Origin of the sequence: Streptomyces yokosukanensis (assembly GCF_001514035.1) — a bacterium.
GTDB lineage: Bacteria > Actinomycetota > Actinomycetes > Streptomycetales > Streptomycetaceae > Streptomyces > Streptomyces yokosukanensis.
Genome location: NZ_KQ948216.1, coordinates 173,031 through 187,887 on the forward strand (window position 1 = coordinate 173,031; position 14,857 = coordinate 187,887).

The window sequence follows — 14,857 nt, forward strand, 5'->3', positions numbered from 1 at the left end:
CCCTCCCGCCCACTCCTGATCACTCCTCGACGAGGAGCTTCTCTCGCAGCTGGGCCAGCGTGCGGGCCAGCAGCCGGGAGACATGCATCTGGGAGATGCCGACCTCCTGCGCGATCTGCGACTGGGTCATGTTCCCGAAGAAGCGCAGCAGCAGGATCCGCTTCTCGCGCGGCGGCAGATCCTCCAGCAGCGGCTTGAGGGACTCGCGGTACTCCACGCCCTCCAGCGCCTCGTCCTCCGCGCCCAGGGTGTCGGCGACCGCCGGCGACTCGTCGTCGGTGTCGGGGACGTCCAGGGACAGCGTGGAGTACGCGTTGGCGGACTCCAGGCCCTCCAGGACCTCCTCCTCGGAGATCGCGAGCTTCTCGGCCAGCTCGTGGACCGTGGGGGAGCGGCCGTGCAGCTGGGACAGCTCGGCCGTCGCCGTGGTCAGCGCGAGCCGCAGCTCCTGCAGCCGGCGCGGCACGCGGACCGCCCAGCCCTTGTCCCGGAAGTGCCGCTTGATCTCGCCGACCACCGTCGGGGTGGCGTACGTGGAGAACTCCACGCCGCGCTCCGGGTCGAACCGGTCGACGGACTTGATCAGACCGATCGTGGCGACCTGCGTGAGGTCGTCCAGCGGCTCGCCGCGGTTGCGGAACCGCCGTGCCAGGTGCTCCACGAGCGGCAGATGCATACGGACCAGCCGATTGCGCAGCTCCGCGTACTCCGGGCTGCCGTCCTTCAGCCCGCGCAGCTCCACGAACATCGCCCGCGCGCCGCTGCGGTCCTGGGGGTCGTGCTGTGCGGCCTGCACGGCCTCCGCGCCCAGCGCGTGGTCCTGCGCGTTTCGCTCGTGCTCGCTCATCGTCCCGCCCGTAGCCCTTCCCCGAGCCCTGGCCCCCGTGCGGACGGCGGGCCCGGCGTCGCCGGGTTCCTCCGGCCGCACGTCCTGCACGGCACCGTCACCTCCGGCACACGCGGATTCGTCCTCCGGGTGCGGCCTGGCCTGCTCGGGGATGCCGTCGATGCCGTCCGCCATGCGCCGGGAACCGTCCCGAGGGGTCTCCCCGGAGATCTCGCCCGCTCCCCCACTCTCGGCTCCGCTCGAGCGGGGGGACCCCCATGAACCGGGGACACCCCCGTCCCCGGCCGGCAGCTCCCGTGTGCCGCGCTCTTCGTCCCGCACCGGACCGTCCCCGTTCCTCACGCCGGGCCGGGGCCCGCGCCGCGCTGTTTGTAGAGGCTGATCGACACGGTCTTGTCCTCGTCGACGGCGGACGAGACCTTGCCCGCGAGGGCCGACAGCACGGTCCAGGCGAAGGTGTCCCGCGAGGGGGCGTGACCGTCCGTGGTCGGCGCCGAGACCGTGACCTCCAGCGAGTCGTCGACGAGCCGGAAGACACAGCTGAGCACGGAGCCGGGCACGGCCTGTTGGAGCAGGATCGCGCAGGCCTCGTCCACGGCGATGCGCAGGTCCTCGATCTCGTCCAGGGTGAAGTCCAAGCGGGCCGCGAGACCGGCCGTGGCCGTCCGCAGCACCGACAGGTAGGCACCCGCGGCCGGCAGCCGGACTTCCACGAAGTCCTGATTCGCCGCGGGCTCGCCTGCGATCTGGGACACCCTCACCTCCATGGTGGTACAAGCTTTACGGGGCCGAGGGTCGCCCCCCGGGGGTAACGCGTACGTGGTTCGGCGGTGACGCTATCGCGCTCCGAACGTTCCTGTCCCGGGACCCCAACCCCCCTGGCGTCACTCACAGTAAAGCTGTGTATACGCTCCGTGTCTAGAGGGTTTGCGAGCCCAAATGGGAAGAGCGTGCGCCGGGTTGACGTACCCAGACGTCAGACGCTCGAACCGTCGTGCGGCCGCCGCCGCATGCAGTGTCACACGAGAACACGGTCAGACGGGAACACGACCACGCCAGAACCCGCTCGGACGAGACATCGGCCGGGGCATCGGTCGGGACATCAACCGGGCTCTGCGACGAGAACGTGGTCCACGAAGCACCATCGCCACTCCTCGCCGGGTTCGAAGGACCGCATGACCGGGTGACCGGACGTCTCGTGGTGCTGCGTCGCGTGCCTCCCGGGAGAGGAGTCGCAGCACCCGACGTGGCCGCAGGTGAGACACAGCCGCAACTGCACCGGGTGCGTGCCGTCCCGCCGGCACTCCGGGCAGGTCGCGTCGAGGGGGTCCGGTTCCGGGTGCGGCAGCGCGTCGGCGTGCGTGCACTGTTTCATGATTGCCAGATTACGACGGGTGTGCGGGTGGCCGCGCGGAAAACGAGGGTGGGCGAGGATCATGGACGTGATGCCGCTGCTGTTGCTGGTGGCGGGCAGTGCGGGGATCGCGGGTGTCGCCCGGCGCACCCCGGTACCGGCCCCGCTGCTGCTGGTCGCCGTGGGCCTCCTGGTCTCGTACGTCCCGGGGATCCCGCACTACACCCTGGACCCGGACGTCGTCCTGCCGCTGGTGCTGCCCCCGCTGCTGTACAAGGAGGGCACCGAGAGCTCGTACCTCGATCTGCGCGCCCAGATGCGGCCCGTGGGGCTGCTGTCGATCGGGTACGTGCTCTTCGCGACCTTCCTCGTCGGCTGGGCCGCCTATCTCGTCGTACCGGGGCTGCCGCTGCCCGCCGCGCTGGTGCTGGGCGCGGTGGTCGCGCCGACGGACGCGGTGGCGGCCGCGGCCATCGCGCGCAGGGTCGGGCTGCCGTCCCGGATCACCACGATCCTCCAGGGCGAGTCCCTGCTGAACGACGCCACCGCGATCACCGCCTACAAGGTGGCGCTCGCCGCGGCCGTCGGCGAGGGTGCCACCTGGGCGGGCGGGATCGAGGAGTTCCTGCGGGCCGCCGTCGGCGGTGTCGTCGTCGGACTGGTGCTCATGGTGCCGATCCACTGGCTGCGCACCCACCTGACGGAGGCGCTGCTGCAGAACACCCTCTCGCTGCTGATCCCGTTCGTCGCCTACGGCGTGGCCGAGCAGTTCCACGGCTCCGGCGTCCTCGCGGTCGTCGTGGTCGCGGTGTATCTCGGGCACCGCGCCTGGGAGGTCGACTTCGCCACCCGGCTCCAGGAGGACGCGGTGTGGCGGATGGTCGCCTTCCTGCTGGAATCGGCGGTGTTCGCGCTGATCGGCCTGCAACTGCCGACCGTCCTGAAGGGGTTGGGCGCGTACCAGGGCGCCGACGCGGCCTGGTACGCGATCGCGATCTTCCTCGTGGTCGTCGCGGCCCGCTTCGCATGGGTGTTCCCGGCGACCTTCTGGCCCCGTCTGCTCTTCCGCCGGATCAGGGAGCGCGAGGACAACCCCACCTGGCGGGCGCCGGTCGTGACCGGCTGGGCCGCCATGCGGGGCGTGGTGTCCCTGGCCATCGCCTTCTCGATCCCGCTCACGGTGCACGGCGGTGCCCCCTTCCCGCAGCGCAACCTGATCCTCTTCCTGACCTTCACCACGGTCATCGGCACGCTGGTCGTACAGGGCCTGACGCTCGCGCCGCTGATCCGCCTGATGCGGTTCCCCGGCCGCGACCAGCAGGCCGAGACGCTCGCCGAGGCCAACGCCCAGGCGCAGGCCTCCCGGGCCGCCGAGAGCCGCCTCGACGACCTCCTCGCGGACGAGCGCAACGCCCTGCCCCCACCACTCGCCGACCGCCTGCGCACGGTCCTGGAGCGCCGCCGCAACGCCGTCTGGGAGCGCCTCGGGCAGACCAACCCGGTCACCGGGGAGTCCGTGGACGAGACCTACCGCCGACTGTCCCGCGACATGATCAGCGCCGAGCGCGAGGTCTTCGTCAAACTCCGCGACCACCGCTACATCGACGACGAGATGCTGCGCGACCTGCTCAGACGCCTGGACCTGGAGGAGGCGGCGGCCTACCGGGAGGCGGGCTAGCCAGGTCCTGATCAGCCGGACACTCCTAGGGGAACGGCCGCCCGGTGACGACGGCGGCGATCGTCGTCCCGCGCGCGAAGGCGCCCTCGTCCGCGAGGGCGACAAGCCCGTAGAGCAACTTGGCGACATAGAGACGTTCCACGAGCAGCCCGTGACGGTCCTCGAAGTCCTCCGCGAACGCGTGCAGTTCGGGTGTCGTACGGGCGTAGCCGCCGAAGTGGAAGCGCTCGTCGAGGGACCAGGAGCCGGTACGGCCGCCGAAGGCACGTTCCTGCAGTGTCTGTATGTCGCGTTCCAGGAAGCCGCCCCTGAGGACCGGTACGCCGAGCGCCCGCTGCCCTGCCGCCAGCCCGGCGGCCAGCCCCGCCAGCGTCCCGCCGGTGCCGCAGGCGACCGCGACGACGTCGGCCCGCCCGCGCAGTTCCTCTCCCAGGGCCCGGCAGCCGTGGACGGCCGCGCCGTTGCTGCCGCCCTCGGGCACGACGTACGCCTCCTCGGCGCCGGCCGCGCCCAGGATCGCGGCCAGAGCCCCGGGCTCGGCCTTGCGCCGGTACGTCGACCTGTCGACGAAGTGCAGCCGCATGCCGTCCGCCGCGCACCGGGCGAGGGAGGGGTTGAGCGGACGGTCGGCCAGTTCCTGGCCGCGGACCACGCCGACGGTCGGGACGCCGAGGAGGCGGCCCGCGGCGGCGGTGGCGCGCAGATGGTTGGAGTAGGCCCCGCCGAAGGTGACCAGCGGCCGACCCCTCGCCGCCTCGATGTTCGGCACGAGCTTGCGCCACTTGTTGCCGATGAGGTGGGGGTGGATCAGGTCGTCGCGCTTGAGCAGCAGCCGCAGGCCGTGCCGCTCGAACCGGCCGTCCGTCACCTCTTGAAGAGGGGAGGGAAGCCGGGGCGCGAGCGGATCGAGGCTGGTCACGGCTTCATTGTCGCCCGGCGCTACCCCGCCAGCCGCTCCCCGACCCGATCCCGCAGCCACGCCATGTCGAACCCCTTGGGATCCACCTTCCCCGGCTGCCACTCCAGGTGGCCGATGACCGACCGTTGCGACCATCCGTGCCGTCGGCACATCGCCGCGGCGACCCGCTCGATCGCCTCCAGCTGGGCCTGCGGCCACGGATCCGCCCCGTCGCCGAGGTTCTCGCACTCGAAGCCGTAGAAGTGCCGATTGCCGTCGGTGTTCGCCTCGTCGTCCGGCGGCAGCGCCCTCTCGGCGATCACCGCGCGCAGGACGTCGTCGTCGCCGAGACCGGCGTGGTTGGCGCGGCCGTAGCCGACCAGGTGGACGGTGCCGTCCTTGGTGATCACACCGTGGCACAGCGGGCCGGGCAGCGCCGGACGGCCGTCCCGGCAGACCTGCACCGTGTGCGCGCTGCCCAGGGTCGCCGTGTGGTGGATCATCACGCCGTGGACCGGCCCCCAGGGGCCCTTGTGGTTGCGGTTGTGCTCGCGCCAGTCGCCGACCTCGACGACGGTGACGCCCTCGTCCCGTAAAGCATCCAGAAACCCGCTCGCGGACATGGGTGGGGCCACGCCGTCTCCTTCGTGCCGTGCCGATCTCCCACGACACCTCTACCGAAACCGGCGGACCTGGACCACACCCCTCGCACACTGTGCGAGCCGATCCGGACAACCGGCACCGGCCGGCCGGTGCGGCGGGAGTGGACAGGGTCCCTCTTTGTGCCCAGTGGTGCGATGATCCATTCCCGCTCTTTCGGGTAATGGTGCGGCCACGATCCGTGATGGAAGGCTCGGGTGCCGAGACCGGTGTCCCTCGCTATTCGGCGCCGGGCATACCTGGGAGGCAATTCTCTATGTCGGTAGGCGAAGAGGTCCGCACGGATCAGGGCAAGCCGCAGCAGTCCCTCGGGACGGCGGCAGCGCGGAACCTGGCCACCACCACCAAGTCCGTTCCGCAGATGCAGGAGATCAGCTCCCGCTGGCTGCTGCGCACGCTCCCGTGGGTCGACGTACAGGGCGGCACATACCGGGTGAACAGGCGACTGGCGTACACCGTCGGCGACGGTCGCATCACCTTCGTGAAGACCGGGGACCAGGTCGAGGTCATTCCGGCCGAACTCGGCGAGCTGCCGGCCCTGCGCTCGTACGAGGACGACGAAGTGCTGACGGAGCTGGCCCGGCGCTGCCGTCAGCGCGACTTCGCCCCCGGCGAGGTGATCGCCGACTTCGGCAACCAGACCGGCGAGGTGTACCTGCTGGCGCACGGCAGGGTCGAGAAGATCGGCACCGGCCCCTACGGCGACGACTCCGTCCTCGGAGTCCTCGCCGACGGCGCCTACTTCGGCGAGCAGGCGCTGCTGGACCCGGACGCCATCTGGGAGTTCACCGTCCGCGCGGACACCGCCACGACCGTGCTGATCCTCAGCCGTCAGGACTTCGAGCAGGTCGCGGAGCGCTCGGACACCCTGCGCGCACACCTCGAACAGCTCCGGGCGATCCCCGAGCAGCGGACCAACAAGTACGGAGAGAAGGAGGTCGAGCTGGCGGCCGGTCACTCCGGCGAGCCCGACATCCCGCACACCTTCGTCGACTACGAGCCCCGGCCGCGCGAGTACGAGCTGAGCATCGCCCAGACCGTGCTGCGCATCCACTCGCGCGTGGCCGACCTGTACAACCAGCCGATGAACCAGACCGAGCAGCAGCTGCGGCTCACCGTCGAGGCGCTCAAGGAGCGCCAGGAGCACGAGCTGGTCAACAACCGCGACTTCGGCCTGCTCCACAACTGCGAGTACGACCAGCGGCTCCAGCCGCACGACGGCGTGCCCAGCCCCGACGACATGGACGAGCTGCTCAGCCGCCGGCGGAGCACCAAGCTGTTCCTCGCCCACCCGCGTGCCATCGCGGCGTTCGGGCGCGAGCTGAACAAGCGGGGACTGGTCCCGGAGTCCGTCGAGATCGGTGGCAACCGCATCCCGACCTGGCGCGGTGTGCCGATCTACCCGTGCAACAAGATCCCGGTCTCCCCGGAGCGCACGACCTCGATCATCGCGATGCGTACCGGCGAGTCGGACCAGGGTGTCATCGGCCTCAGGCAGTCGGGCATCCCGGACGAGATCGAGCCGAGCCTGTCCGTGCGCTTCATGGGCATCAACGAACAGGCGATCATCAACTACCTGGTGACGGCCTACTACTCGGCCGCCGTGCTGGTGCCCGATGCGCTCGGTGTGCTGGAGAACGTCGAGATCGGCCGGTGGAGGTGACGTTTCCGCACTTCGCGGCCGTGTCCCCGCTCGCCCCTGAGGGTAGACCCTCGGGACATGCGTCCGGCCGAGCCGGCGACGCCGGTGTCCGCGGACCTGGCGAGGGGGAGACATGGCCGAGTTCATGACGGAGACCGAACAGCCTTCCCCCGCCGTGCCGCACCCCGGCACGGCGGGGGAACGGCAGGGGCGGACCGGTGACAGCGCCGGTCCGCTCGACGGCCAGGAGGCGGCGGCGCTGCTGGAGCGCACCCGCGACCTGGTCGACCCGGAGCTGCGGGCGGCGCTGGAGTCGCTGCCCGGCTCCATGCGCCGGATCGCGCTCTACCACTTCGGCTGGCAGCACGCGGACGGCACCCCGGCGAGCGGCAACGCCGGCAAGGCGATCCGGCCCGCGCTCGTCCTCGCGGCGGCTTCGGCCCTCGGTGGACCGGCGGCCCGTACCGCGGCGCTCCGGGCGGCCGTGGCGGTCGAACTGGTCCACAACTTCACGCTGTTGCACGACGACGTGATGGACCGGGACACCTCCCGTCGGCACCGGCCCACGGCCTGGACCGTGTTCGGCTCCGCCGACGCGATCCTCGCCGGTGACGCCCTTCAGGCGCTGGCCCTGCGGCTGCTCGCCGAGGATCCGCACCCGGCCTCCGGCCCGGCCGCGGCCCGGCTCGCGGACTGTGTCGTGGAGCTGTGTGCCGGACAGCACGCCGACACGGCCATGGAGCGTCGCGCCCCGGGCGAGGTCACCCTCGACGAGGCGCTCGCCATGTCCGAGGCCAAGACCGGCGCGCTGCTGGGCTGTGCCTGCGCCCTCGGCGCGCTCTACGCCGGCGCCGACGGCGAGGACGTGGCGGCGCTGGACGGCTTCGGCCGCCAGGCGGGGCTCGCCTTCCAGCTGATCGACGATGTCATCGGCATATGGGGCGATCCGCGGCACACCGGGAAGCCCGCCGGCGCGGATCTCGAGGCCCGCAAGAAGTCGCTGCCCGTGGTGGCGGCCCTGTCCTCCGGTACGGAGGCGGCGGCCGAACTCGCCCAGCTGTACGGCGAGGCGCATGTGTCCGGTGACGCCGAGGGCATCGCGCGTACGGCACTGGTGGTGGAGCGGGCCGGCGGCCGGGACTGGGCGCAGGCCGAGGCGGCCGACCGGATGGCTCGCGCCGTGCAGGAGCTGTCCCGTGCGCTTCCCGCCCCCGAGTCGGCGGGCGGACTGCTGGCACTCGCCGAGTTCGTCACCCGGCGCACCAGCTGAGGACTGCCGGCACCGGCGGCCGAGAAGAACCCGGAGCACCGGCCCGTGCGGCTCCTGACCCCGCACAGGCACCGAGGCTCCGGCCAGGCGGCCCCGCACACCCCCACAGTGTGCGGGGCCCGCCGCTGTCCGGTGCTCGAAAACACTTGAACCACGACAGTCGGAGTACTATAAATAAAGCACTACACGCGAAGTGGTACGACGGACCGTCTGACGAAAAGAGACCAGCTTGCGCAAGCTCACGTACGTCGTCGCCTGCTCGCTCGACGGCTTCATCGGTGACGAGCAGGGCGACGCCTCCGCGATGCACCGCTTCCTGGACGAGGAGTACTTCGCGTTCCTCGGAACGGAGCTGCCGGAGACTCTGCCCACTCACGTCCGTCGGCAGATCGGCCTCGACGGTCAGCCGAAGAAACGGTTCGACACCATCATTCAGGGCAGGGTCAGCTATGACCTGGCCCTCAAGGAGGGCATCACCAGCCCCTACGCCCATCTGCGCGAGTACGTCGCCTCCCGCGGCATGGCCGAGTCCCCCGACCCGAACGTCGAGATCATCTCCGACGACCTGGTCGGCAGGGTCCGCGCGCTGAAGGCGGAGGAAGGCGGCCTGGACATCTTTCTGTGCGGTGGTTCGCACCTCGCCGGAGAGCTGCTGGACGAGATCGACGAACTCGTCATCAAGACCTACCCGATCGTCTACGGCACCGGCATGCCCATGTTCGGCTCCGGCCTCGACATCAAGGAGTTCACCCTGGACGGGGTGCGCACCTTCACCAACGGCGCGCTCGTGCGGACGTACACGCGCAAGAGCTGAGCCCGCCGCCGAGGCCGTAGCGTGGGCGCATGCCGAAACTGCCCCGCATCTTCCACATCACCGAACGCTCCCTGTGGGAAACGGCCCGAGAGCGCGGCGCCTATGAGCTGTCGACCCGCGGCCGCACCCTCCAGGAGGAGGGCTTCATCCACTTCTCCACCCGCGAACAGCTCCCGCGCATCGCCGCGTTCCTCTACGGCGACTACGACGGCCCGGACGAACTGGTCGTCCTGGTCGTGGACCCGGCCCTGGTCGGCGCGCCGGTGAAGTACGAGGCCATGGAGCCGGGCGGGGAGGAGTTCCCGCATGTGTACGGGCCGCTGCCGGCCGACGCCGTCGTCGAGGTGGAGCCCTGGGGGTGACCGGCGAGGGGGCACGCGCCACCGGCGGTGGTGGCGCCGGGCGTTGATGCTCCACGCCCTCGCCGGGCCGGGCGGACACGCGCCTGGCAGGGCGGTCGTGCGGCGGGCCCGGCCAGGGGGACGGCGGGCCCGGCCGGTGGACGGCAGGGCACGTGCCCGCCGAGTGCGCCGTACGCCCCCTGGTGCCGCAGTCCTGTGCGGCTACGCGACGACCGCGCGTCGACCGGCGTCCGGCAGCGCCCCCGTCCGGGGATCCCGGCCGGTCAGGCAGTAGGTGCCGCCGGCCGGGTCGCGCATCACCGTCCAGTGCGGGCCCTGGCGCACCAGGACGGCCCCGTGCTTCTCGTGCCGGGCGCGGACGGCGGCGGTGTCCGCGCAGGCGAGGTCGAGATGGGCGCCGGCGGGGCGTTCCGTGTCGAGCCGCTGGAGCAGGATCCGCACCGCAAGCCCCGCCGGCGGCTTCAGCACCTCGAACTCCGGTCGCGAACCGGTGAGCCGCTCCCAGCCGGTGAGCCCGGCCCAGAAGCCGCACTCCGCGGCGTACGCGGACGGCGGGATGTCGAGGCACACCTGGTCCAGCCGGCTGCCCGCGGCGACCGGCGGCCGCACCGACTCGCCGTGCCAGGGCACGGCACAGAACGGCTGCCCGGCCGGAGAGCGCAGCACGGCCCGGTCGCCGTGGTCCGCCACCAGCTCCGCACCGCGTTCCCGGGCCGCTCGGGTCAACGCCCGTACGTCCTCCACGCAGAGGTCGAGATGGGCGCCGCCGTCGCCCTCGGCGACGCCCTGGAGCTTCACGCACGCGTCCGTCCCGGCCGGTTCGTCGGGCAGCAGGGTCAGGAACTCGGCCTGTTCACCGCGGGGTTCGGACGCATGGGTGCCGGTGACGGCCGTCCAGAAGGCGCGCGCCTCGGACAGCCGGCCGACGGGCCGGTCGGCGAAGGCGTACGTCCAGCGAATGATCATGTCGGGAGTGTAGGTGTGAACTCCCCGGCGGGACCGGGGAATTCACGTGTGCCCGAAGGGGGCACGCGCGAGCTGCCCGGGACCTCGCGCGGGGCTGCTCGGGGGCGGCGCGCGGGCCGCCTCACTCCGCCGGGCGCTGGAGGAAGCGCAGCTGGTTGCCGGCCGGGTCGCGGAAGGCGCAGTCGCGGACGCCGTACGGCTGGTCCGTCGGCTCCTGGAGCACATCGGCGCCGGACTCCCGCACCCGCTCGAACAGCGCGTCGCAGTCCTCGGTCGTGAAGAGGACACCCCGCAGCATGCCCTTGGCGAGCAGTTCGGCCATCGCCTGCCGGTCGGCGGGGGAGGCGTCCGGGTTCGCGCCGGGCGGCTCCAGCACGATCTCGACGTCCGGCTGGAGCGGCGAGCCCAGGGTCACCCAGCGCATGCCCTCGAAGCCCACGTCGTTGCGGACCTCCAGGCCGAGCACGTCGCGGTAGAAGGCGAGCGCCTTGTCATGGTCGTCCACCGCGATGAAACACGTCTTGAGTTTCACGTCCATGCAGTCACGCTAGGCCCATCCGGCCTGAAGCGCGCGCGACTCGGCAGGACGGGCGGCGTGGGCAGGCGAGGCGGGGGTCAGTAGGGCCGACGGCGCGGGCGGGTGAACGTACGGGCCACGCAGGACGGGATCACCGCGCTCTCCCGGTGGTCGCGGGCCCGGTAGGCGCTCGGTGTCTCGCCGACCAGCTCGGTGAAGCGGGAGCTGAAGGAGCCGAGCGACGTACACCCCACGGCGAGGCACACCTCGGTCACCGTGAGGTCGCCGCGGCGCAGCAGCGCCTTGGCCCGCTCGATCCTGCGGGTCATCAGATAGCTGTACGGCGTCTCGCCGAAGGCCTTGCGGAAGCTGCGCTGGAAGTGGCCCGGCGACATATGGGCGCCGTGGGCCAGCTCGGTCATGTCGAGCGGCTCGGCGTACTCACGGTCCATGCGGTCGCGCAGGCGACGCAGCCTTCTGAGGTCCTCCAGGGTGCTCACCTCCACAGGGTGGCACAGGGCACCGACATCCCGGGATGGAACGATTTCGCACAGGAATGCACATCAGGGTCCCCCATCTTCGACACGTCGTTCGCCTCCAGTTCGCCGCGCATTGACCTGCCCTTGCTTGCCTTGGGGAATGGACCACATCACGTTCCTCGTGGCGGTCGTCATCGTCACGGCACTGGCGTTCGACTTCACGAACGGGTTCCACGACACCGCGAACGCGATGGCGACCTCCATCGCCACCGGCGCGCTCAAGCCGCGCACCGCGGTTCTGGTCAGCGGGATCCTCAACATCGTCGGCGCCTTTCTGTCCACCGAGGTGGCCAGGACGATCTCCGGCGGAATCGTGGACGACACTCTGGTCAGCCCGGCCATGATCTTCGCCGGACTGGTCGGGGCGATTCTGTGGAACCTGGTGACCTGGCTCGCCGGGCTCCCCTCCAGTTCCTCCCACGCCCTCTTCGGCGGTCTGATCGGTGCCGTCTGGGTGGGTGCGGGCTCCGACGGCGTGCACTTCGACAAGGTTGTCGAGAAGGTGCTGATCCCGGCCGTGGCCTCTCCGGTGGTGGCCGGTGTGGCCGCCCTGGTCGCCACCTACCTCGCCTACAAGCTCAGCGCCCGCGCCCGCCAGGACTCGGTGACCAAGGGCTTCCGCATCGGCCAGATCGCCTCCGCGTCCCTCGTGTCCCTCGCGCACGGCACCAACGACGCCCAGAAGACCATGGGGGTCGTCACGCTGACCCTGATCTCGGCGGGCGCCCTCCACCATGACGCCGGCCCGCCGGTGTGGGTGATCGGCTCGGCGGGCGTGGCCATCGGCCTCGGCACCTACCTGGGCGGCTGGCGGATCATCCGCACCATGGGCAAGGGGCTGGCGGAGATCCAGTCGCCGCAGGGCTTTGCCGCCGAGACGGCCTCCACGACGGTGATCCTCACCTCCGCCCACCTCGGCTTCGCGCTGTCCACCACGCAGGTGGCCTCGGGCAGCATCCTCGGCGCCGGCCTCGGCCGCCGTCTGGCGGAGGTCCGCTGGGGCGTGGCCGGACGCATGGTGCTGGCCTGGCTGATCACCCTGCCGGCAGCCGCCCTGGTCGGCGGTCTCGCGGCGAGCGTGGTCAAGCACGGCGGCAACGTCGGTACGGCGGTCATCGCCCTGGTCGCCCTGGCCATCGCCGCCGTCATCGTCGCCGCGTCCCGCCGCAACCCGGTGCGCGCCGACAACGTCAACGACCACCACGAGGTCACCCTCAGCAACCCGGCCCCGACGAACGTCGGCACGGCCGCCTGAACCTCCGGGAGTCCCTCATGCATGTCGACTGGTCCGCCCTCGGCAAGGTGGCCGCGGTCAGCCTCGGTGTCACGGTCGCCGTGGTCGTCGTCTTCACCTTCGGCGTCCTCGGCCTGTCCCGCGCCGAAGCCGGCAACTCCGGATCCGCCGCCGGCCGATCCCAAGCAGCCCTGTGCTTCCTCGCCTGCGCGGCGGTGGTGGCGTACGGGATCTATCTGATCGTGCCGCAGTTCCACTGACCCCGGCGGTGCAGCAGCAGGGGCCCGGCCGGCGAGACCGGCCGGGCCCCATCTTTTCGTTCGACTCCTTTCAATCGACCTCTTCATGCGACGGATACGTCACTCGACAACATATGCCGGTCGCCGATATATATAGATGACATGAGTGATCGACCGCTTCAGGAGCCGACGCTGCTCCTGCTCACCGCCCTGGCCGACGAGCCCAGGCACGGGTACGGACTGATCCAAGAGATCGAGGCGATCTCCCAGGGCCGCGTGCGGATACGCACCGGCACCCTCTACGGCGCGCTGGACCGGCTGCTGCAACAGGGCCTGATCCAGGTCGAGCGCGAGGAGGTCGTCGACGGCCGCGCCCGCAAGGTCTACGCCCTCGCCGAGGAAGGCCGCCGTGCGCTGGCCGCCGAGACGCAGCGGCTGCGTGCCGTCGTCGCCGAGGCCGAGCGCCGCATGGCCGCCCGCCGTGTGCTCGCCGTCCGCCCGAAGGGAGCCCCGGCGTGACGCAACAGCATCCGCCGCGCGCCCTGCGCTGGGCGCTGCGCTGCCACCCGGCCGCCTATCGCGCCCGGCACGAAGCCGAGTTGACCGCGATCTACGCCGAGGTCACGCGGGGCGCAGGCCGGCTCGGCCGGCTGCGTGAGGCGTTCGACATCGCCGGGCACGGGCTGCGGCAGCGCACCGGGCTGGGGTCCGACCGGACGGCCGGTCAGATCCTGGCGCAGGCGGCGCCGTCGGCCATCGCCGTCGCGGCGGGGGGCAGCGTGGTGAACCTGCTGTGGCTCTTCGCCCCCGGTGTCCGGACCCTGTCGTGGTCCTCGTTCCCGGAGGCGGTCGTCCTCGCCGACCAGGTTCTCGTGCCGCTGCTCTGGCTGGCGGCGCTCGCGGGCGCCTGGACCGGGCGCTGGACGGCGGCTCGGACGCTGGCGGTACCGGCGACGGTGCTGCGGCTGGCCGATGTCCCCCTGCTCCTGCTTGCGCACCCCGGCGGCCAACCCGCCTACCCGGCCGCGGTGTTGAGCCTGATGGTGCCGCTGCTCACCGGCGCCGTCGTCCTCGCCGCGCCCAGGGATCTGCTCGGCCCCTGCCGGCACCGGCATGCCGCGATCGCGGGCGCCGGGGCCCTGGCCGTCCTGCTGTGGGGAGCGCAGTTCTGCAACCTGTACTACGCCCTGCCGGGCGGCCCCCGTGCTGTCCACACACTCTGGGCCGGGGCCCTCGCCCTCGCGCTGCTGCTCAGCGGGCGCGATCGGCCGGCCGCCGCGGGTCTGGCGGTTGCCCTGCTGCCCACCGCGGTGCAGATGACGGTGCCGCTGCTGTACCCGCTCTCGCCCGCGGGCGCACTCGCCTTGCTCGCCCTGCTGATCGGCGCCGCGGTGTCCGTCCTGCGCGCACGCCGCCACCGCGCCGGGGCAACCCCGCCGAGCGCGGCGTAGTCAGAAAAGAGACCGCACCCGGACCGCCATGGACGCCATGCTGGGCGGCCTGTGGTCCGGGTGCGGGCAACAAACACCTGCGAGTGAATAAACTCGCAGGTCAGAAGGCGTAAGAGAAGGTCAGGCCTTCTTGGTCTCCTAGTAATGGGCCAGGTTGGTGACCTGCGGCGATCTTTCCTGTGGGGCGCTGACCTGGTCTTTTGGTGATGGGTGGCGATGGGGTGCGACGGTCTTGAGCGGGTGTCTTGCGGACTGTGTGCGGACCGCTGGAGCTCGGTTGTGGATCATCGGGTACCTGAAGTCGCCACGCGAGTGGCCGGTCCGCGGAGCTTCGTCGGGAGCATGCTCCGCGGACCTCCGGAAGCCGGAGACTGCCCCCTATGCGT

At 71.5% G+C, this 14,857-nt stretch carries 17 protein-coding genes; 9 read left to right on the forward strand and 8 right to left on the reverse strand.

The window, feature by feature from the left end:
- Positions 1 to 19: 19 nt before the first annotated feature.
- The 3 genes from AQI95_RS26820 to AQI95_RS26830 all read right to left on the reverse strand — a co-directional run bounded on the left by AQI95_RS26820 (position 20) and on the right by AQI95_RS26830 (position 2,222).
- The gene (locus tag AQI95_RS26820; RefSeq protein WP_208614273.1) at positions 20 to 1,168 is read right to left on the reverse strand and encodes an RNA polymerase sigma factor SigF; all 1,149 of its coding nucleotides are present in this window, start codon (positions 1,166 to 1,168) and stop codon (positions 20 to 22) included.
- A 17-nt stretch (positions 1,169 to 1,185) separates the two neighbouring features.
- The gene (locus tag AQI95_RS26825) at positions 1,186 to 1,602 is read right to left on the reverse strand and encodes an ATP-binding protein (protein WP_009190566.1); all 417 of its coding nucleotides are present in this window, start codon (positions 1,600 to 1,602) and stop codon (positions 1,186 to 1,188) included.
- A gap of 347 nt (positions 1,603 to 1,949) precedes the next feature.
- The gene (locus AQI95_RS26830; RefSeq protein ID WP_067129029.1) at positions 1,950 to 2,222 is read right to left on the reverse strand and encodes a UBP-type zinc finger domain-containing protein; all 273 of its coding nucleotides are present in this window, start codon (positions 2,220 to 2,222) and stop codon (positions 1,950 to 1,952) included.
- 61 nt (positions 2,223 to 2,283) lie between these two features.
- On the opposite strand from AQI95_RS26830, the gene AQI95_RS26835 reads away from it, so the two are divergent.
- Positions 2,284 to 3,879 carry a Na+/H+ antiporter gene (locus tag AQI95_RS26835; RefSeq protein WP_067129032.1) on the forward strand — a complete coding sequence of 532 codons (1,596 nt, stop codon included), beginning with the start codon at positions 2,284 to 2,286 and terminating at the stop codon, positions 3,877 to 3,879.
- A 25-nt stretch (positions 3,880 to 3,904) separates the two neighbouring features.
- Here the strand turns inward: AQI95_RS26835 and AQI95_RS26840 are convergent, their stop codons facing one another.
- Both AQI95_RS26840 and AQI95_RS26845 read right to left on the reverse strand, forming a co-directional pair.
- Positions 3,905 to 4,798 (reverse strand): 1-aminocyclopropane-1-carboxylate deaminase/D-cysteine desulfhydrase, encoded by an 894-nt coding sequence (locus AQI95_RS26840; protein WP_067129035.1) that lies wholly within the window; start codon positions 4,796 to 4,798, stop codon positions 3,905 to 3,907.
- 20 nt (positions 4,799 to 4,818) lie between these two features.
- Positions 4,819 to 5,412 carry an N-acetylmuramoyl-L-alanine amidase gene (locus AQI95_RS26845; protein ID WP_079071493.1) on the reverse strand — a complete coding sequence of 198 codons (594 nt, stop codon included), beginning with the start codon at positions 5,410 to 5,412 and terminating at the stop codon, positions 4,819 to 4,821.
- Positions 5,413 to 5,693: 281 nt separating this feature from the next.
- Between AQI95_RS26845 and AQI95_RS26850 the strand changes: the two genes are divergently transcribed.
- The 4 genes from AQI95_RS26850 (at position 5,694) to AQI95_RS26865 (ending at position 9,525) form a co-directional block, all read left to right on the forward strand.
- Positions 5,694 to 7,100: a family 2B encapsulin nanocompartment shell protein gene (locus tag AQI95_RS26850; protein ID WP_067129041.1), complete on the forward strand. Its 1,407-nt coding sequence runs from the start codon at positions 5,694 to 5,696 to the stop codon at positions 7,098 to 7,100.
- Between the two features lie 112 nt (positions 7,101 to 7,212).
- Positions 7,213 to 8,349, forward strand: a complete 1,137-nt coding sequence (locus AQI95_RS26855; protein WP_067129045.1) for a family 2 encapsulin nanocompartment cargo protein polyprenyl transferase — start codon at positions 7,213 to 7,215, stop codon at positions 8,347 to 8,349.
- Positions 8,350 to 8,578: 229 nt separating this feature from the next.
- Positions 8,579 to 9,163: a dihydrofolate reductase family protein gene (locus AQI95_RS26860; protein ID WP_067129048.1), complete on the forward strand. Its 585-nt coding sequence runs from the start codon at positions 8,579 to 8,581 to the stop codon at positions 9,161 to 9,163.
- Between the two features lie 29 nt (positions 9,164 to 9,192).
- Entirely contained in the window at positions 9,193 to 9,525 is a 333-nt protein-coding gene (locus tag AQI95_RS26865) for a DUF952 domain-containing protein (protein ID WP_067129051.1), read from the forward strand.
- 201 nt (positions 9,526 to 9,726) lie between these two features.
- On the opposite strand, the gene AQI95_RS26870 is transcribed toward AQI95_RS26865, so the two are convergent.
- From AQI95_RS26870 to AQI95_RS26880, 3 genes are all read right to left on the reverse strand, one after another.
- Positions 9,727 to 10,491 carry a VOC family protein gene (locus tag AQI95_RS26870; protein ID WP_067129054.1) on the reverse strand — a complete coding sequence of 255 codons (765 nt, stop codon included), beginning with the start codon at positions 10,489 to 10,491 and terminating at the stop codon, positions 9,727 to 9,729.
- Positions 10,492 to 10,612: 121 nt separating this feature from the next.
- On the reverse strand, positions 10,613 to 11,029 hold the full coding sequence (locus tag AQI95_RS26875) for a VOC family protein (RefSeq protein ID WP_067129055.1): 417 nt from the start codon (positions 11,027 to 11,029) through the stop codon (positions 10,613 to 10,615).
- Positions 11,030 to 11,106: 77 nt separating this feature from the next.
- Complete coding sequence (locus AQI95_RS26880; protein WP_067129464.1) at positions 11,107 to 11,460, reverse strand: helix-turn-helix transcriptional regulator; 354 nt, start codon at positions 11,458 to 11,460, stop codon at positions 11,107 to 11,109.
- A 187-nt stretch (positions 11,461 to 11,647) separates the two neighbouring features.
- Here AQI95_RS26880 and AQI95_RS26885 point away from each other — a divergent pair, with 187 nt between their 5' ends.
- From AQI95_RS26885 to AQI95_RS26900, 4 genes are all read left to right on the forward strand, one after another.
- The gene (locus AQI95_RS26885) at positions 11,648 to 12,802 is read left to right on the forward strand and encodes an inorganic phosphate transporter (protein WP_067129059.1); all 1,155 of its coding nucleotides are present in this window, start codon (positions 11,648 to 11,650) and stop codon (positions 12,800 to 12,802) included.
- A gap of 17 nt (positions 12,803 to 12,819) precedes the next feature.
- The gene (locus AQI95_RS26890) at positions 12,820 to 13,041 is read left to right on the forward strand and encodes a hypothetical protein (protein WP_067129061.1); all 222 of its coding nucleotides are present in this window, start codon (positions 12,820 to 12,822) and stop codon (positions 13,039 to 13,041) included.
- A gap of 141 nt (positions 13,042 to 13,182) precedes the next feature.
- Positions 13,183 to 13,539, forward strand: a complete 357-nt coding sequence (locus AQI95_RS26895) for a PadR family transcriptional regulator (protein ID WP_067129064.1) — start codon at positions 13,183 to 13,185, stop codon at positions 13,537 to 13,539.
- Positions 13,536 to 14,471, forward strand: a complete 936-nt coding sequence (locus AQI95_RS26900; protein ID WP_067129067.1) for a hypothetical protein — start codon at positions 13,536 to 13,538, stop codon at positions 14,469 to 14,471. The genes AQI95_RS26895 and AQI95_RS26900 overlap by 4 nt, the downstream gene beginning before the upstream one ends.
- The last annotated feature ends 386 nt before the right edge of the window (positions 14,472 to 14,857 follow it).